General features: G+C 54.9%; 18 protein-coding genes. 8 read left to right on the top strand and 10 right to left on the bottom strand.

Features of this window, described 5'->3' with window-relative positions; all coding sequences use genetic code 11:
* Positions 1 to 84 precede the first annotated feature (84 nt).
* The 4 genes from ACQ86N_RS34065 to ACQ86N_RS34050 all read left to right on the top strand — a co-directional run bounded on the left by ACQ86N_RS34065 (position 85) and on the right by ACQ86N_RS34050 (position 7059).
* A complete protein-coding gene (locus tag ACQ86N_RS34065; protein ID WP_431210937.1) occupies positions 85 to 3078 on the top strand; it encodes a hypothetical protein in 2994 nt (997 codons plus the stop codon).
* A complete protein-coding gene (locus tag ACQ86N_RS34060; protein WP_431210936.1) occupies positions 3032 to 3244 on the top strand; it encodes a gliding motility-associated C-terminal domain-containing protein in 213 nt (70 codons plus the stop codon). Before ACQ86N_RS34065 ends, ACQ86N_RS34060 begins: the two co-directional genes overlap by 47 nt.
* Positions 3245 to 3319: 75 nt before the next feature.
* Complete coding sequence (locus ACQ86N_RS34055) at positions 3320 to 5845, top strand: GH116 family glycosyl hydrolase (protein WP_431210935.1); 2526 nt, start codon at positions 3320 to 3322, stop codon at positions 5843 to 5845.
* A gap of 77 nt (positions 5846 to 5922) precedes the next feature.
* Positions 5923 to 7059 (top strand): DUF2167 domain-containing protein, encoded by a 1137-nt coding sequence (locus tag ACQ86N_RS34050; protein WP_431210934.1) that lies wholly within the window; start codon positions 5923 to 5925, stop codon positions 7057 to 7059.
* A 23-nt stretch (positions 7060 to 7082) separates the two neighbouring features.
* Here the strand turns inward: ACQ86N_RS34050 and ACQ86N_RS34045 are convergent, their stop codons facing one another.
* The 4 genes from ACQ86N_RS34045 to ACQ86N_RS34030 form a co-directional block, all read right to left on the bottom strand.
* The gene (locus ACQ86N_RS34045) at positions 7083 to 7553 is read right to left on the bottom strand and encodes a hypothetical protein (protein WP_431210933.1); all 471 of its coding nucleotides are present in this window, start codon (positions 7551 to 7553) and stop codon (positions 7083 to 7085) included.
* A 191-nt stretch (positions 7554 to 7744) separates the two neighbouring features.
* Positions 7745 to 8515: an alpha/beta hydrolase gene (locus ACQ86N_RS34040; RefSeq protein ID WP_431210932.1), complete on the bottom strand. Its 771-nt coding sequence runs from the start codon at positions 8513 to 8515 to the stop codon at positions 7745 to 7747.
* 23 nt (positions 8516 to 8538) lie between these two features.
* Complete coding sequence (locus ACQ86N_RS34035; RefSeq protein WP_431210931.1) at positions 8539 to 9090, bottom strand: DUF1223 domain-containing protein; 552 nt, start codon at positions 9088 to 9090, stop codon at positions 8539 to 8541.
* The gene (locus ACQ86N_RS34030) at positions 8978 to 9331 is read right to left on the bottom strand and encodes a DUF1223 domain-containing protein (protein WP_431210930.1); all 354 of its coding nucleotides are present in this window, start codon (positions 9329 to 9331) and stop codon (positions 8978 to 8980) included. Before ACQ86N_RS34030 ends, ACQ86N_RS34035 begins: the two co-directional genes overlap by 113 nt.
* 138 nt (positions 9332 to 9469) lie before the next feature.
* On the opposite strand from ACQ86N_RS34030, the gene ACQ86N_RS34025 reads away from it, so the two are divergent.
* Entirely contained in the window at positions 9470 to 10489 is a 1020-nt protein-coding gene (locus ACQ86N_RS34025) for a sensor histidine kinase (RefSeq protein WP_431210929.1), read from the top strand.
* Positions 10470 to 11228, top strand: a complete 759-nt coding sequence (locus ACQ86N_RS34020; protein ID WP_431210928.1) for a LytR/AlgR family response regulator transcription factor — start codon at positions 10470 to 10472, stop codon at positions 11226 to 11228. Before ACQ86N_RS34025 ends, ACQ86N_RS34020 begins: the two co-directional genes overlap by 20 nt.
* A 46-nt stretch (positions 11229 to 11274) precedes the next feature.
* On the opposite strand, the gene ACQ86N_RS34015 is transcribed toward ACQ86N_RS34020, so the two are convergent.
* The 5 genes from ACQ86N_RS34015 to ACQ86N_RS33995 form a co-directional block, all read right to left on the bottom strand.
* Positions 11275 to 12288 carry a SusD/RagB family nutrient-binding outer membrane lipoprotein gene (locus tag ACQ86N_RS34015; protein WP_431210927.1) on the bottom strand — a complete coding sequence of 338 codons (1014 nt, stop codon included), beginning with the start codon at positions 12286 to 12288 and terminating at the stop codon, positions 11275 to 11277.
* On the bottom strand, positions 12237 to 12566 hold the full coding sequence (locus ACQ86N_RS34010) for a hypothetical protein (protein WP_431210926.1): 330 nt from the start codon (positions 12564 to 12566) through the stop codon (positions 12237 to 12239). Before ACQ86N_RS34010 ends, ACQ86N_RS34015 begins: the two co-directional genes overlap by 52 nt.
* Positions 12567 to 12620: 54 nt before the next feature.
* Positions 12621 to 12797 carry a hypothetical protein gene (locus ACQ86N_RS34005; RefSeq protein WP_431210925.1) on the bottom strand — a complete coding sequence of 59 codons (177 nt, stop codon included), beginning with the start codon at positions 12795 to 12797 and terminating at the stop codon, positions 12621 to 12623.
* 131 nt (positions 12798 to 12928) lie between these two features.
* Complete coding sequence (locus tag ACQ86N_RS34000; RefSeq protein WP_431217707.1) at positions 12929 to 14356, bottom strand: TonB-dependent receptor domain-containing protein; 1428 nt, start codon at positions 14354 to 14356, stop codon at positions 12929 to 12931.
* 26 nt (positions 14357 to 14382) lie between these two features.
* A complete protein-coding gene (locus tag ACQ86N_RS33995) occupies positions 14383 to 14790 on the bottom strand; it encodes a hypothetical protein (protein ID WP_431210924.1) in 408 nt (135 codons plus the stop codon).
* A gap of 403 nt (positions 14791 to 15193) precedes the next feature.
* On the opposite strand from ACQ86N_RS33995, the gene ACQ86N_RS33990 reads away from it, so the two are divergent.
* Complete coding sequence (locus ACQ86N_RS33990) at positions 15194 to 15451, top strand: hypothetical protein (protein ID WP_431210923.1); 258 nt, start codon at positions 15194 to 15196, stop codon at positions 15449 to 15451.
* On the opposite strand, the gene ACQ86N_RS33985 is transcribed toward ACQ86N_RS33990, so the two are convergent.
* A complete protein-coding gene (locus ACQ86N_RS33985; protein ID WP_431210922.1) occupies positions 15406 to 15912 on the bottom strand; it encodes a carboxypeptidase-like regulatory domain-containing protein in 507 nt (168 codons plus the stop codon). The two genes, ACQ86N_RS33990 and ACQ86N_RS33985, sit on opposite strands and share 46 nt — an antisense overlap.
* Here ACQ86N_RS33985 and ACQ86N_RS33980 point away from each other — a divergent pair.
* Complete coding sequence (locus tag ACQ86N_RS33980) at positions 15815 to 16252, top strand: hypothetical protein (protein WP_431218020.1); 438 nt, start codon at positions 15815 to 15817, stop codon at positions 16250 to 16252. The two genes, ACQ86N_RS33985 and ACQ86N_RS33980, sit on opposite strands and share 98 nt — an antisense overlap.
* Positions 16253 to 16652: the final 400 nt, after the last annotated feature.

Genomic DNA, 16652 nt, shown 5'->3' with positions numbered 1-16652 from the left:
TAAATATTATATATATACGTTAGACGTCTGAAGAACGGACCTTAGTTATAGACTAACGCTAAAACCTAATCGCAACGAGCTGATATGATCGCGAAAACGACCCGAATCCTGAGTATCCTGAGTATTTTTCTTTTTTCTTTCTTTTGCAAAAGTTTAGCAGTTGTACGCTACGTTAACCTCAATAACCCGACGCCGGGGGCGGGAACGTCGTGGGCGACGGCCTTTAATGATCTGCAGGCGGCATTGGCCATCTCGGGTATATTCGATCATATCTGGGTTGCCCAGGGTACCTATAAGCCGTCTTTGCCAGCAGGTCGTTCGGCGACTTTCAGGCTTCCGGGGGGAGCAAATCTCTATGGTGGGTTTAATGGAACAGAAACAGCCGAGACGCAGCGGAATCCGACTCTCTATCCCACAATCCTTAGCGGGGATATCGGCGTTATAGGAGACCGGACGGACAATTGTTATCATGTGGTCACTATTCAGAACGGCACGAGTAATTCCGATTTGTACGGCTTCACTGTGCGGGATGGACAGGCGGACGCCGGCTATCCTGCCAGTTCAATTGCAGCGCCGGATAATACCGGGGGTGGGTTATTGGTGTTGGCCCATCCCGGTGAGATCAGTTATACAGAGTTGTACAATTGCATTTTCACCGGCAATTTTGCAGTTTATGGCGGCGCAATTGGTGGGTTTGGGGATGGGGGGCAGCAAACGAATACCAATATCTATCAGTGTTTGTTCGACGGTAATCAGGCGATATATGGCGGCGCTTCGGCCTCGATCGCCAGCAATGGTGATTGGGCCCCGTTTACTTTTCATAGTTGCATCTTCAACAACAATACTGTCTCTGGTGCAAATGCCTCGGTGGTCTATCAGTCGATGGATAATGCAGCCAGCAATTCCTGGACAGATCTGGAAGGCTGCCTTTTTTACAATGAGGCTGTACCGTTGTTTACCAGCCTTACGACCGGGTCTAACTACAGGTTCGATCTGATAGATTGTATCCTCTGGAAATCCGGCTCGCCCTATGCTGGTGGATATGCCAATGGGAACTCCCCTGTTACGATAGGAACCTGTGATATAAATGGCTCGCTTCCTTCCGGTAGCAATATCGACGCAGACCCTATGTTTGCCAACGCCGCGGGAGGTGATTTTCATGTCCCGCCCTGTAGCCCGGTGGTGGATGCGGGATTTCCCTGGGCGAGCCCGTCGGAAAATGATTTTGGCGGCCAGAGCAGATATCAGGGAACCAATATGGATATTGGACCTTATGAGCAGGTCAAGGGAACGGTGGCGGCGGCGCCCACGGCGACGAATCCGCCTGCTTATTGTCAGAATGTTGTGGCATCGCAGCTGACGGCGACGGGAAGTAATTTGCTTTGGTATACTGTTTCTTCCGGTGGGACGGGGGATCCTGTTGCGCCGACGCCGTCCACTGTGAGTACGGGTTCGACAACTTATTATGTTAGTCAGACGCCGGCGTCGAGTTGTGAGAGTCCGCGGGCGCCTGTTACGGTCACGGTAAATGCCGGGGCGGTGGCGCCGACGGTAGGGGCTTCGACTCCGATCTGCCAGAATAGTGTGGCATCGCCGCTTGCGGCGACGGGTACGGGGCTGCTTTGGTATACGGTTTCGGCCGGTGGTGTGGGTGTGTCGACGGCGCCGACGCCATCGACGGTCAGTGCCGGGTCGACAACTTATTATGTCACTCAGACGGTGTCGGGGTGTGAGAGCACGCGGGCGCCTGTTACGGTAACGATAAGCTCCGCGCCTCCGGCACCAGGGGTGTCCAATCCGACGGCTTATTGTCAGAATGGTCCATCTTCGCAGTTAAATGCAGTGGGTAATGCTTTGGTTTGGTATACGGCTGCTGCCGGTGGTGTGGGTGTGTCGACGGCGCCGACTCCTTCGACTGCCAGTGTGGGTTCGACAACTTATTATGTCACTCAGACGATGTCGGGGTGTGAGAGTCCCCGCGCGCCTGTTACTGTAACGATAAACGCCGGGGCGGCGGCGCCGGTGGCGACGAGTCCTCAACCGTATTGCCAGAATAGTGTGGCCACGGCGCTGACGGCGACTGGCAGTGGACTGCTTTGGTATACGGTTGCGGCAGGTGGTGTGGGTGTGTCGACGGCACCGACTCCTTCGACCGCCAGTGCCGGGTCGACCACTTATTATGTCACTCAGACGGTGTCGGGGTGCGAGAGTCCGCGGGCACCTATTACTGTAACGATAAACGCCGGGGCTGTGGCGCCAGCGGCGTCTTCGCCGAGCTATTGTGTTGGAGACGTCGCCCCGGCGCTGACGGCGACTGCGGCTACGGGTGCGAGCCTGATGTGGTACACGGTTGCCAGCGGTGGGACGGGGGTTTCTGCGGCGCCGGTGCCTTCCACTAATGTGGCGGGTATGGTCAGCTATTTTGTGAGTCAGGTGCCGGCGACAGGTTGTGAGAGTCAGCGGAAGGAGGTGGACGTGACGGTTAAGGCAGCGCCGACGGTGCAGTTCAGCTGGTCGAATGCGTGTGAGGGCAAGGCGACGACGATAACCGCGGCGGCGTCGAATGGGGCGCAGTATACGTGGGATTTCGGGAGCGGCGCGACGGTGACGGGGTCGGGTGCGGGTCCATATCAGGTACAGTGGGCGGCCGGTAATTCCAATCTGGTGACGCTGAAGGAAACTTCGGGTGGGTGTCAGGGACAGATACAGCATCTCGTGACGGTCAACCCTGGTCCTAAAGTTGGCATCGCGCCTTTGACGTCTCCGCTGTGTGCGGGAAGTACCGTTTCGCTGGAGGCTTATGGCGCCAGTTCTTATCAGTGGAGCCCGGCTACGGGGCTTTCGAATGCCGGTATTGCCGATCCTCTTGTACGACTACAGAATAATATACAATACTACAGTTACGGGAACGGACGACAACGGGTGTACTGCTACTGCGCAGGTCACGCTGGACATCGGCCCGGATTGTCTTCTCTATTCCGTACCCGATGCTTTTACTCCCAATGGAGACGGAAAGAACGATGTTTTTCGGGTGAAGACGGGGGACGATCCAAAGGGGTTCAGCCTGATCGTGTTTAACAGAAATGGCGCGAAGGTTTTTGAGACTTCGAATGTCGAGGTTGGGTGGAATGGGATGATCGGAGGTAATAGCGCCCCGACGGGAACCTATGTTTATGTATTGCAGGCAACGACGTCGGAGGGGGTATTGGTGAGAAAGCAGGGGACGCTGCTGCTGATACGATAGATTGTGGGGTTTATTTTGTAAATTTTACCCCATGAAACGATTGTTGTACATCTTTTTTTGATTGGGCTTCGCGCCGTGGCCCAGATAGATGCCTCGCATCTCGTGCCCGCGGATAAAGGGTTGGACGCCGCCTGGCAGAAGTCCCTGTATGATACGGCCCGGCGGCCGTTTACCGGAAATGATCTTTCGACCATCGGTATGCCTTGCGGCGGGATTGCTGCCGGACAACTTTATGTACGCGGTGACGGAACGCTCGCGGGCTGGTGGATCGCCAACAATGCTTATAATACCGGGTATGGGGTAAAGAATCTCACGAAGTTCCCGACCGCGCTGGGTCCGTGGAAGGTGTGCTATCAGAGTTACGAACCGGTGAGTTATATCGATCAGGGGTTTACCATCCGGGTGGATGGTGCGCCGGCGCGGCCTCTGGACAAGACTGGTTTCGATGCGATTGTTTTTACCGGCGAGTATCCGGTGGCGACGGTTCAATACAAAGACAAGAATCATCCTTTGCCTGTGGATGTACAGCTGCAGGTGTATTCTCCTTTTATTCCATTGGATGCGCGGGAGTCGGCTACTCCGGCGACCGTTCTGCAGTACACGCTGGTGAATTCGTCGGCGGTGGCCCGAAGCGTCAGGCTGGAGGGGAAGCTGCAGAATATGGTGGGGTTGGATCTGAAAGGGAAGATCAGGGGAATGAGTCATAACCGGGTAGTTAAGGATACGGGACTTACGGCGGTGTATATGGATTTGCAGAGCGATGATATTCCCGCGACTCATCCGTATAATGGGAATGTATGTTTGAGTGTACTAGAGAAGGGAGACGGAACTGCGGCGAGTAGCGGTGGGGCTGAGGCGAGCCAGCCACTGGGAGAGCCTCTTGTCGGGGCTGTGGGTGTGACGGTCAGGCTGGCTCCGCATGCCCGAAGGACGGTGGTGTTTGTGTTGTCCTGGTATTTTCCCAATCGTCCGCATTATGTAGACACGGGGTGGAACAGGCCGCTGAGCATATCGGGGCCTGTGGTTGGAAACAACTATGCCAACTGGTTCTCCGGCTCGCTGGATGTCGTCCGATGGATGAAGGGTAATCTGCCCCGGCTGAAGACGGAGACGTTTGCGTTTCATGACGCGTATTATCAATCTACTATTCCCTACTGGCTGAACCGGCGTCTGCTGATGCCGCTTTCCACGCTGGCCACCGAGACCTGTCAGTGGTGGGCGACGGGTAAGTTCTGGGCCTGGGAAGGGGTTGGCAGCTGTGTGGGTACCTGTACGCATGTATGGAACTATGAGCAGGGGATGGCGCATCTTTTTCCCGAGCTGGATCGCAATATCCGGGAGCAGACGGACCTATCGGTCTCTTTTCAGGAGGACGGAAGTATTCTGGCCCGGGACGGGGGCTATGGTGTTCTCATCGACGGCGACGCGGGAACGCTTCTCAAGGCGTGGCGTGAACATCTGATGAGCAAGGACGGACTGTTCCTGGCGCGCAACTGGCCGAGGCTAAAACGTGCGATGCAATATTTGATAAAGGTCGACGGCAATGCCGATGGTCTGATCGAGACGGTGCAGCCGAATACCTATGATATCGCTTTTTATGGGGCCAATACGTATGTGGGTGGTTTGTATCTCGGTGCTTTGAGGGCGACGGAGCGGATGGCGAGGGTGATGCGGGATACGGTGTTTGCAGATTCGTGTCAGCTGCTCGCGCAGCGGGGAAGTGAAAATACCAGCCGCCGTCTTTTTAATGGCGAATATTTTATTCAGGACGTAGATCTCGGAGCGCACCCGCAGTATCAGTATGGACATGGTTGTCTGGCAGACCAGGTCTTCGGTCAGACCTGGGCCGATCTTACGGGTCTGGGCGATATTTACCCTGCCGATGAGACTTTATCTGCTTTGCGGTCGATATGGCGTTACAACTGGGCGCCGGATGTGGGTGTGCAGAATAAACTGCATCCTGCTGAGCGCGACTATGCGGACCCGGGGGAAGCAGGTCTGTTTATCTGTACCTGGCCGCATAGCCCTCATCCCGGAGAAAACGGGGTTCGCTATCGGGACGAAGTATGGACGGGTATCGAGTACCAGGTCGCGACGAGTATGCTCTATGCGGGAATGACGGGTGAGGCGCTTTCGATAGTGAAGGCGGTCGATGACCGTTATCAGCCGAATAAACACAATCCATGGAATGAGGTGGAGTGCGGAGATCACTATGCCCGGGCGATGGCGAGCTGGGGTGTGCTGCTTGCTATCGAAGGTTATTCGTATAACGGCCCGGACTCTACGCTGGGATTTGCGCCGCGTCTGCAGCCGGAGAATTTCCGTGGATTTTTCAGCGCTGCGGAGGGTTGGGGGACGCTTGGTCAGCGGCGTTCGACAGGGCTTCAGGTCAATTCGATACAGGTCAGTCATGGGCGGCTGCCGTTGCGGGAGCTCGATGTTGAGCTGCCAGCGGGTCTGACTTCGAAGAGTGTGGCCGTTAGCCTCGGCGGGCAGTCGGTACCCTATGGTATGAAAAAAGACGGACAGCGGTTGATGCTTTACTTTAGGAATCTCACTGTGGAGGCGGGTCGGGCGCTGGATGTGAAAGTTACGTACTGATAGAGGCAGGATTGTCGTAAAAGGTGTGTTTTTGTGGTAAAGGCGTTAGTCATTGTAAATAAAAATTTACATATTGGATGAAAAAAGTGAAGAACAAACTCCTACTGCCTCTTCTGCTATTGCTGACCGTTGGAACCAGGGCTAATGACCCGACCGATTCGTCGGTCTACTACGAGAAAATCGTCGAAAAATTCAAGGACTCCGTTAACAATGCGCTGAAATACAGTACTGGTGTGATTAAGACGGCCAGCGGGCAGGTGAAGCTGGATGTCCCTACCGGTTTCAAGTTCCTTGACAAGGACCAGAGCAAGTATGTGCTTACGAAGCTGTGGGGTAATCCGGAATCGGCCGCAGAGGAAGTGATCGGGATGATCTTTCCTGAGGGATCGGATCCGTTTGCCGATAGCAATTATGCCTTTGTGGTTACGTATAGCGAGATCGGCTATGTAAAAGATGAGGATGCCGACAAGATCAATTATGATGAAATGCTGAAGAATCTGCAGAATGAGGAGAAGGAAGAGAATGACAAAAGGTCGAAGGCGGGTTATCCGTCGGTACATGTTGTCGGCTGGGCGGAGAAACCTTATTACGACAAGCAGAGAAAAATTCTTCATTGGGCCAAGGAGATAGCGTTTGGGGGTGAAGATGGGCCGCATACGCTGAACTATGAGATCAGGATATTGGGGAGGAAGGGGATGGTTTCGCTGAATGCAGTGGGGAAGATGTATGATCTTCCGCTTGTGGACAGGGATATTTCGAAGGTGTTGGGTGTGGCGAGTTTTACGGACGGGAATTCATATTTTGATTTTGATCCGAAGGTCGATAAGGTGGCGGCGTGGACTATTGGCGCGCTGGTAGCGGGGAAGATACTGGCGAAGGTTGGATTTTTTGCCGTGATACTGAAGTTCCTGGCTCCTTTATGGAAGTTTATATTGCTGGCTTTTGCCGGAGTGGGGGCATGGTTTAGGAAGAGGTTGGGGAGGAAGAAGGAAGGGACGGATTATCGGACGGAGGAGGCTCAGCCGGACGGTATTACCGGGGAGCAGCCCGAGGGGACGGAGGCTGGACACGATGGGATTGAGGTGGTGAAGCCTGAGGGGACGGAGGCTGGACACGATGGGATTGAGGCGGTGAAGCCCGAGGGGACGGAGGCCGGACATAACGGGGTTGAGGGGACGCACGCTGAGGTGAAGCCTGAAGGGGGTGAGGGTTAGGCGGGGTAGAGGGGTTGGGCGGGCTAGACGGCCATCCGGGTGTTGGAGATGCTGAAGACGATGTTGCTACCGTATTTTTCGTCATTATAGACGTTGAGGCAACCACCGACCTTTTCCGCGGCGTCCTGCAGCTTGCGGTAATCGGCGGCGAGGGAGCGGTAGAGGTAGTTGCCGGCGTCCTTTACGCAGATCATGGTGCGATCGTCGTCGACCAGGGTCTGGACGTGGATGCATTCGTTCTTTTTGTTGCTGACAACGGAATTGATCATATTCCAGAGTACGTAGGCCAGCAGGTTTTCTTCGGCGATGAAGCATAGACCCCGGGGTACTCCGTTGAGGACGATGTTATTCCTTTTCATAGCCAGGGGTTGGAGGCTCGCCAGCAGGTCGTTGACCAGTTGGTGAAGGGATACTTTTATGCGGCTGGCGGAGGGTTCAAAGGGGATGACGGCGGCTTTTTGGGCGGAGCGGGGGATGAAGGAGAGGGCTTTCATAAAAATGGTTTTTTGACGTTGAATTGGTATAACAAAATAACAACGTGTTTTCGCCTGTTCGATCAGGTGAGGGGCGGTTGTTTAGGATTTTAAGTTTAAACCATCGGTGGATTAAGTAGTTCTATTTAAAAATAGGGGGAAAGAGAAAGGGAGGGATCCGATGGTCCCTCCCTTTTTGTGGTATTGCGGTTTTATTTGGACGCGCCTTTGGCGGCTGCCGCGATGACGTCGGCGACTTCTTTGGCGTGGGAGATGAATACTACGTGGCTGCTTTTGATCTCGGTGACATGGCTGTCGGCTCTTTTACCCATGATCTTCTGGAGACCTGTGGGGAGGGCGTGGTCTTCTGTAGTGATGATCTGCCAGGTGGGTTTTGCGCGCCATGCCGGGTTCTTAAAGACATATCCAAAGACAGAAGCGGCGATCGGCATCTGGGAATCGGCCATGAAGTCGGCTTCCGTCTTTGATAGGTCGGCGCAAAAGTCGGCGTGGTATTTTGCGGGGTTGTAGAGGATGTAGCCGTTGCTGTCGGGAGGGAGCGCACCGCCGGCGGTGCGTTCTGCCGGGAAGGACATGACTACTTTCCCGAGCGTTTCTCCTTCGTCGGGGAGGAAGGCGGCGACGTATACCAGGCCTGTAACCTTCGGGTTGTTGCCTGCTTCGGTAATGACGGCTCCGCCGTAGGAGTGGCCTACGAGGATGACGGGGCCGTCCTGCTGGTTGATCGCGCGATTGGTGGCGGCGACGTCTTCGTCGAGACCGGTATTGGGCGGGGCCGCGACGGTGACCTTATAGCCGCGGGCCTTCAGGAGGTCGTGTACTTTTTGCCAGCCGGAGCCATCGGTGAAGGCCCCGTGGACGATGACGATGTTTTTGACCGGAGGGTTGGCGGACTGGGCTTTGGCCGGGGCGGTGAGGGTGATGATCGAAAGCGTTAGAATGGATAGTACTGTCTTTTTCATAATGAATGGTGTTGGTCTGTTGATCATGTTAGAAATCGAATTTGGTTGCGGCGGAGATGTGGCCGGTGGTGCTGTTCTGCACCAGGCCGACGAGCTGCCATTCTTTCGGGTTGAAATCGGCGGGCAGGTCGATGGTCGCCGGCTTTTTGCTGTTGGGTTTTGCGTGGACCGCGCTGGCGAACGATCTGGACGTGGGAGAGGCTCCGACCGGCGTTCTCGCCGCCGCGTACGGAGGACTGGGCTGATCGCTGGACCAGGGCCAGCAGAACCTCGTCGTCTTTTTCGGTCGCTGTAGACTGATAATTTACGGTCAGCCTTTTGCCCACGAGTCCGCAGTCTATGATGAGATTGTTGGCGGGGTCGTGGCCGAGGCCGTTGGATACCGCCTTTAAAATATGGGGTGCGTCAGAGCCGACGTATTCGGTGGAACCATTGACGACGACCTGTGGCGTATAGATCGTTTCAAGGTTGAGCCAGCTGGAGTAGAGCTGTTGTCTTTCGGTGAACTCGTGGTTGCTGAATCTGTCTTTCCATCCCCTGGCGGTCCCAGTAGTCGACGTGGAAGGCGAGGACATAGATCTGTTTTTCGGGGTTCTCCTTCTGTATGTCGGCGACGAGTTCGTCGGCAGCCGGGCAGCTGGAGCAGCCTTCGGAGGTGAAGAGTTCGATGACCGCGAAGCCTTTGTGCTGAGGGTCCGGGGGGATCTGCTTAGAGGTGGCGAACAGCGCGTTGGATACGGGCGAGCCAGGGACCGATATGATCCCGAGGACCAACAGTGATAGCATCATGGTTGCTATTATGATCGTGCGTTTCATTGTGTTTGTAATTTGTTTATGCAAATTGAACTCAAAATGACGGGACGGAACAGCACAAAAACGTAAGCCAGGCAAATTGGGGGCTGAACTGGACAATAGGGCCGTTCGGCCAACCATATTAAAGCATAATTTCGCGGGATGAAACAAATGACATTCAAGGTCGCCAACAAGATCATATGGTTCAGCTCTGCATTGCTGGGGATCCTGATGGCGGTACCCAAGATAGCGGAGCGGCATTTCAATATATACGAAACCATCGCCAATTCCGTCATCACGTTCCTGTTTACGCTGTTTGTGTGGTATTATAATATGGTCACGCTGCCGGTGTATTCTTCGCGGGATATCGCCAAGGGTTTTTCGGTCGGGCGGCTCGTCAAGAACCTGCTCCTGGGGATAGCGGTGATGTTCCTGCTGGCCTGTCTTCAGCAATTTCTTTTGACGCATCTCGAATTTGGTCCGCAGATGCTGATGATCGAAGTGAGGGGGATCCTTTTGAGTCTTACTTTTTATATGTTCATTCACCTTTTGTATCAGAGCTACCATAACCAGCAGGTGAGTATCGAGCTCGAGCGGAGCAGAACCGATAATTTAGGCGCCCAGTTCGAGCTGCTGAGGCAGCAGGTGAATCCGCATTTTTTGTTCAACAGTCTGAATACGCTGAAGTATATGGCGGAGAGCGGGGATGAGCATACGGTAGATTTCATTCTGAAGCTGTCGAATTTTTATCGTTTCACGCTGGAGAGCAGAAAACTAGACCTGATCAAGGTCTCTCAGGAGCTGGAGATCATGGATGCCTATGTTTATTTATTGCGCGCCCGTTTCGAAGAGGGGATCGATCTGACGGTATCGGTGGACAAGGGTCTCCATAATTCCCTGATGCCTCCTTTTACCCTGCAGCTGCTGGTCGAGAATTGTATCAAGCACAATATCGTGTCCCTGGACCGGCCGTTGAAGATAAGGGTCTATTCCGATGGTGGGTTTATCATTGTACAGAACAATATCCAGCTGAAGAAAGTACCAGAAGCATCCACGGGCATGGGGCTGGAAAATATCAATCAGCGCTATGTGCATCTTTTGGGGAAGGAGATCGAGATCAGGCCCAGCGAAAATTTATTTACCATAAAACTCCCGGTAATCTATGAATATAGTCATAATTGAAGATGAAGTAAAAGCCGCGAAGTCGCTTGCCAGCCTGATCTCCAAACTGCGGCCGGATGCCCGTGTCGTAGCCAGTATACAGAGCATCGAGGGTGCGGTCGACTTTCTTACCAACAATGAGCAGCCCGATCTGATCTTTATGGATATCCAGCTTTCCGACGGACTGTCTTTCGAGATCGCGAAGTCGGTGAAGATCAATTGTCCGATAGTTTTCTGTACCGCGTATGGCGAGTATGCGATGGAGGCGATCAAGGCCAATGGAGTGGACTATCTGCTAAAGCCTTTTTCCCAGGAGGATGTGGAGGCCGCTTTTGTGAAGGTCGAAGGGTTCAAGAATTTTTTCCAGCAGAATAGCGCGACAGATCTGGATGGGTTGCTGAAGAAGATCGGGGTGGATGAGGGCAAGAAGAGTTTTTTGGTTTTTAAAGACAATAAATACACTACTGTTCAGACGGATTCGATAGCCTTTATTTTTATCCGTTATGATTCGACTACGATCATGACCTTTCAGCGTCAGATGTATCCGTTGCCCCAGTCGATGGATCAGGTGCAGGCTCAGCTGTCTCCAAGGCAGTTCTACAGGCTGAACAGACAGTATCTGGTAAATTTTAGTGCGATCAAGGAAGCTGGAGCATTATTCTGCACGGAAGCTGTTTGTGAAACTGGTGGTGGATGCGCCCGACAAGCTGTTGATCGGGAAGGAGAAGACGACGGGTTTTTTGGGGTGGCTGGAGAATAGGTAAGACCGGGAGCCGGGGCTCCCGGTTGCAGGTTTGGTTGGCGGCTTAGTTATCCCAGAAAATTCTTGGGGAATAGAGGGTGACAGAAGCCGGTGTGTTGGCCTTGTTGTAAGAGTATTCCGACTGGGGATAGAGCAGCCGGCGGGGGACGCCCGCGCTGGTCACTGGTGTGAGCGTGGGGCTGTTGGTCCTGCGCCAGAGCGTCCATGCTTCCGGGTTGAGATAGAGGGCGAAATATTCCTGGGTGGCGATCAGTTTGATGGACTGGTCGACGTCGTTGGTAAGGGTGAGGGATTCTATAAAGGCTATATAGGTGTCGATGTCCGCGTCTTTTACTCCCAGTTTCTGCATATTGTTTTTGATGGCTTTTTGGTAGAGCACATTTGCCGCGGCGGTTGTACCTCCGTTGCGCAGTGTGGCTTCGGCGCCGGCGAACAGGAGCTCGTCGTAGGTGATGAATTCCACCGGCGCGTTGATCACGCCATAATACAGAAGGGCGTCGTTAGCGGTGTCGATGAGTATGGGCAGGCGTGGATCTTTCAGGATGGTCATCACGTCTACCATAGTAGCGTTGTTGAAGCTGATGTCCGTGCGCTGTTCGTTGAACTGGTACCAGGGATTGGCGCTGGTCTCGGTATTGCCGAAGACGTATTGTGCGTTGTCGGCATTGGACGTAAAGGACTGGTTTATTTCCCCGAGCGCGCTGGCTGCCATAGCTGTGCTGCCTTTGCTCTGGTGGAGGAAGAGGCGTGCGCGGATGGCGTGGGCGAATTTTATCCAAAGGCCGGCTTTCCCGCCGTAGACGGCGTCGTCGTCGGAGGGAGTGAGCACTCCGCGGTCGCTGTTGCTGAGCTGTGCGATGCCGTCCGTAGTGAGTTTTGCGATGGTGTCGTAGAGTTTTCGGTCGTTGTCGAAGGCAGGTTTGAGGTTACCGGAGTTGCCGAGCAGGGCGTTGCTGTAGGGCACGGATCCCCAGTTGTCAACCGCGAGCTGCATCGTATATGCTTTCAGGATGCGTGCGATTCCGCTGTAGGCGTGGTAGCCTTTTGCGTCGGCCATTTGCAACAGGACCTCGTTGTTCTCGAGGACGTCGGCGTAGATATTCCCCAGACGGCGTCAAAATCCTGCAGAGTATAGGTATATTGAGAGAAGGCCTGAGCCTGACGGGCGTTGCCTGTGACCTGTTGAAGATTGAGCGCCGAAAACCGGGAGAGGTCTCCGCCCTGCATATAGGCCAGAGCGCCTTCTACCGAAGGGAGGAGCACGCTGGGTACGATGCTGTTTGGAGAGGGGCGTTGGGGTTGATGTTGACGTTCGTGTAAAAGGATTTTTTGCATGCTGACGCTGCCAGCAGGATCAATAGAAGATATGTATATTTCATGGTGTTGATTTTAGAGGCTCAGGCCGAGGCGGACGCCGTAGCTTCTGATGCCGGGGTTGTTAAAATAGTCGAGGCCTTGTCCGTTGGCAGGGCCTGCGAGGCTTGTCTCGGGGTCAACGCCTTTATATTTTGTCCAGAGGGCCGGGTTGTTAGCGAAAATGGTGAGGGACAGGCTTCTCAGGTGCATGTTCTTCAATACGGTGGCGGGCAGTTGGTATCCCAGTGCTCGCCTGTCTGATGCGGACGAAGCCGCTGTTCTCGATGTTTGCCTCGATAGGCCCGATGAAGCTGTTGCCGATATTCTGATAGTAGAATTCGTTAAGCGAGGAAGCCACGGTATTGGGGCCGCCGGGCTTTAGTGTTTCGTTCCCCGCGGCGTCGAAGCTGGGCGACATCGCCGTTGTCGTTCAGGTGCCCTGCCACGCCCTTGAAGCTGGTGGCCTGTCCGCGGTTGGCGGTCAGCTGAGAAGTCCCGAAATAGGTCATTGCGCCCCGCGTGCCGTCCCACAGACTGCCACCGTGGCGAATGTCTACCTGGACGCCCAGCGTGAATCCTTTAAATGTCAGGTTGTTGATGACGGATGCGGTCCAGTCGGGGTCTATCTGTCCGAGTGCCATCGACTGGTTGCTGACTATTGGCATGCCGTAGCCGTCGTCTCCTTTTCTATCGTTGATCAGCAGCGGGCTTTTGACGTCTGACGGGTTGGAGCGAACGTATGTGGTGCCGTAGATCACGCCAAAAGGCTTGCCAGCGACGGCGTCGACCTCTCCGTTGGTAAAGCCGGCGAGCAGGACGCGGTCGACTCCGGGCGCCGGGGACTTGACGAGGTTGATATTGCGCGCCCAGTTGAAGTTCAGGTCCCATCGCCAGTCGTTGGACCGAAGCGGAGTGGTGTTCAGTGTGATCTCGAGTCCTTTATTGGTGATGACGGCTGCGTTGAGCAGTTCGGCGGCGAAGCCGGACGTGAAGGCGACCGGGACGGTCAGGATCACGTCTGAAGAGCGGGAGTAATACAGCGTCGCGTTGAGGGAGACTCTGTTCTTCCAGAAGCCGAGGTCGGTGCCGAACTCGAAGGAGCTGGTTTTTTCCGCCTTGAGATTGGGGTTGCCGATGATGGCGACCGATGAGCCGAACTGATAGCCGGTGTTGCCATTGATGGGATATACGAGGCCGGTGGTAAACCCGTCGGACACGGCTGAAGGGAGGTAGTATGTTTCGAGGCTGTGGGTCGGGGCGTCTTTGCCTACCTGGGCGAAGGATGTCCGGAGTTTGCCGTAGCTGAGGACTGTGTTTGCGCCTCCGGACTTGTAAAACTCATATGCCAGGCTGGCGGAGGGGTAGAAGAAGCTGTTGTTCTTTGCTGGAAGTGTTGAAGACGTCTCTCTGCGGCCTGTGAGGGTGAGGAAGAGCATGTCCTTCCAGGAAAGGTGGCCTTCGGCGTAGAATGCGGAGCTCCTTTTTCGGGAGTCGAACTCCTGGTTCGTGTAGGACTGGGCGTTGGCCATGTCGAGGAAGTCCGGTAGGGTGAGGCCGGTTCCGTGTGAAAGTTTGGTGTGCTGGTTTAGCGTGAAATAGTTGTGTCCGACGAGGAGGGAGGAGGAGAGGTCGCTTGTAAGATTTTTTTTCAGGCTGACGGTGATGTCGGAGTTGTATTGCTGGTTGTAAAAATTCGAGAGGTGGACGGCGCCGGCGGGGGCGATGTTGGAGCCGATGTCGTAGGCGTTCTTGTCGTTCTGGGAGTAGATGTCGCCACCTAACTTGTAGGCGATGGTTATCCAGTCGAGGAGAGCTGGTAGCTGGCCTGTCCGTAGCCGAATGCCCGGAGTAGGTCTTCGTGGAAAATGACGCGGTTGACGGTCCAGTAAGGGTTGTCGTAGCCGGGTCCTCCGCGGTAGTCTCTTTCTTTGCCGTTGGGCAGCACATAAGACGCGGGGTTGTCGACGGGATCGCTTAGTCCGTTGGAGTTATCGAATGTGGTGGGTGTTCTGAGAAGCCCCAGCATGACACCGGAGGTGTTGGAACCCTGTTGCGCCTTGTCGTTGTCGCCGCGGATGAAGTTGATGCCTCCTGAAATGGTGAAGCGGCTGGAGAGGGTGGCCTGGCCGTTGATGTTAAAAGTAGTTTTGTCGTATTTGGTTTGTGGGATGACGCCGAGCTGGTGGAGGTTGCCGAGGGACATACGGTAGGCTGTCTTGCTGTTTCCGCCGGAGAGGGCGATATTGTTGTTAGTACGTGAGTCCCGTGCGGAAGAATTTATAGGGGTCGTATGCGACGGCCCTGGTCTTTTTGTGGGGTCGGAGGCGCCTACGATCTTGCCGTTGGGGTCATAGGCGTCGGCAACGCCGTTGCGAAAGAGGGTGTCGATGCGTGCGCCCCAGGTGAATTTGCTGCTTGATCCGTCGGTGGGGCCGAAGTATTTGCCGTTGTCGCCCTGTGAGTAGATGTTCTGGCGTTCGGGCAGCTTGTTGGTATGGTCGATGGAGGTGGAGGAGTTGAACGAAATGACGGGGCCTTGCCCTGCGCCTCCGCGTTTGGTAGTGATGATGAGGGCGCCGCTTGCGGCCTGGATCCCGTAGAGGGCGGTGGCCGCGGGTCCTTTGAGGAGGGTGACGGATTCGATATCGTTGGGGTTGAGGTCGACGCCTCTGTTGGTGGGTTGTGTACCGCCGGTGAGGTTGCCGTTGGCGCCGCTCGCGAGGATGCCTCGCGCCGGTGGGGTCGTAGGTATTGATGGAGTTGTCGATGGGTACGCCGTCTACGACCATCAGCGGTTGGTTGTTGCCGGTGATGGAGGTTACGCCGCGGAGGCGGATATAGGTGCCTGCGCCGGGGTCGCCTGAGCTTGTTGACGACGGTGAGGCCGCTGGCTTTTCCGTTGAGTTCGCTGAGGGGGTTGCCGGAGCCGGTGCGGTTGAGCTGGTCGGCGGTGATGGTCTGGGTCGCGGAGCCGAGTTCCCGTTTTTCCCGGCTGATACCGATGGCTGTTACGACGACTTCGTTCATTGTCCGGTTGCTGCCGTTGAGGGTGACCATCAGCGGGGACGTGCCGACGTTGCCGATCTCCTGCGGGGTGAATCCGGACGGAGCTGACGATGAGGGTGCTGCCGTGTGGTATTTTTATTTTGAAGCTGCCGTCGGGGGCTGCGCTGGCGCCGGTTTTGGAGCCTTTTACTTTTAGTGTGGCGCCGGAAATGGGGGCACCTGTGGAGTCGACTATTTTTCCCGTGACTTCCTGCGTTTGTGCATTGGCGATAGATGCCAGGATAAGGCATGCCAGTGTGGCTGATAAGAATTTTCTCATACTGCTGATTGGTTTAACAGCGGTGGAAGTTAGACGACAATTTTTGGCGGGTGGAGGCGGATTGCCAAATGAAGATGTTGGGTATCCGAAAGGAAGGTTTTTTGGAATGGGTGGTAGGGAGGAAGGTTGGGATTTGGGGAGATTGTTGGAACCTGGGGAAGGCTTTTTCGGGTTTGAGACAGGTTTTTTTGGGTTTTTAGGGGATCGAATCGTCGGGGTGTTTGGGTGGTTTCGGGGTTTTCGGCGGTGGGTGGGCGTGATCGTGAGTCTGGCAGGGGTGGTTTGTTGGCGGGGAGGGGTAACTGGTGACTGTTTAGGGGTATTTTTAAATTTTTTTTGAATGTAGTTACAAAACGACATTCGGGTAGTACTAATATTATATATATTTACGTTTAGGGATAAAATATATATAGAGGTTACTAATACTCAGTATTTAAGATATGCGACAGGTTGTTTTAAGGGTCAAGACCTCCTCATTATTGGGGGGTCTTCTTTTTTGGGGTAGGTCGGCCCGCCGGCCGGGGGAACGGGGCTCTGGGGGCCGGGTCGGCGGAGCGAGACCGCCGGGTGCGAGGTGGAGGGGATCGGGGGTGGTTTGTCCCCGGGGCCGGAGGCTCCGGGTAGGAGGGAGGTGGATTGGGGGCAGGCGGGAAATTGTTGGGGTGGTATGGATGAAGGATATTCGGGGGAATTGATTGCGGGAGATTTCATACCTTGAGCGTGGCCGTTGTGGCCGGACC

The sequence above is a fragment of the Puia sp. P3 genome, from assembly GCF_050632245.1.
In the GTDB taxonomy this organism is placed as follows: Bacteria; Bacteroidota; Bacteroidia; order Chitinophagales; family Chitinophagaceae; genus Puia.
This window is presented reverse-complemented; position numbering and strand designations above follow the sequence as displayed.

Bases quoted from the DNA above. Each gene is read 5' to 3' on its own strand.
- ACQ86N_RS34065 (WP_431210937.1), top strand. From the start codon at position 85: ATGATCGCGAAAACGACCCGAATCCTGAGTATCCTGAGTATTTTTCTT.
- ACQ86N_RS34050 (WP_431210934.1), top strand. From the start codon at position 5,923: ATGAAAAAAGTGAAGAACAAACTCCTACTGCCTCTTCTGCTATTGCTG.
- ACQ86N_RS34045 (WP_431210933.1), bottom strand. From the start codon at position 7,553: ATGAAAGCCCTCTCCTTCATCCCCCGCTCCGCCCAAAAAGCCGCCGTC.
- ACQ86N_RS34040 (WP_431210932.1), bottom strand. From the start codon at position 8,515: ATGAAAAAGACAGTACTATCCATTCTAACGCTTTCGATCATCACCCTC.
- ACQ86N_RS34035 (WP_431210931.1), bottom strand. From the start codon at position 9,090: ATGTCCTCGCCTTCCACGTCGACTACTGGGACCGCCAGGGGATGGAAA.
- ACQ86N_RS34030 (WP_431210930.1), bottom strand. From the start codon at position 9,331: ATGAAACGCACGATCATAATAGCAACCATGATGCTATCACTGTTGGTC.
- ACQ86N_RS34025 (WP_431210929.1), top strand. From the start codon at position 9,470: ATGAAACAAATGACATTCAAGGTCGCCAACAAGATCATATGGTTCAGC.
- ACQ86N_RS34020 (WP_431210928.1), top strand. From the start codon at position 10,470: ATGAATATAGTCATAATTGAAGATGAAGTAAAAGCCGCGAAGTCGCTT.
- ACQ86N_RS34015 (WP_431210927.1), bottom strand. From the start codon at position 12,288: ATGGCCGACGCAAAAGGCTACCACGCCTACAGCGGAATCGCACGCATC.
- ACQ86N_RS34010 (WP_431210926.1), bottom strand. From the start codon at position 12,566: ATGCAAAAAATCCTTTTACACGAACGTCAACATCAACCCCAACGCCCC.
- ACQ86N_RS34005 (WP_431210925.1), bottom strand. From the start codon at position 12,797: ATGCACCTGAGAAGCCTGTCCCTCACCATTTTCGCTAACAACCCGGCC.
- ACQ86N_RS33995 (WP_431210924.1), bottom strand. From the start codon at position 14,790: ATGTCCCTCGGCAACCTCCACCAGCTCGGCGTCATCCCACAAACCAAA.
- ACQ86N_RS33985 (WP_431210922.1), bottom strand. From the start codon at position 15,912: ATGAGAAAATTCTTATCAGCCACACTGGCATGCCTTATCCTGGCATCT.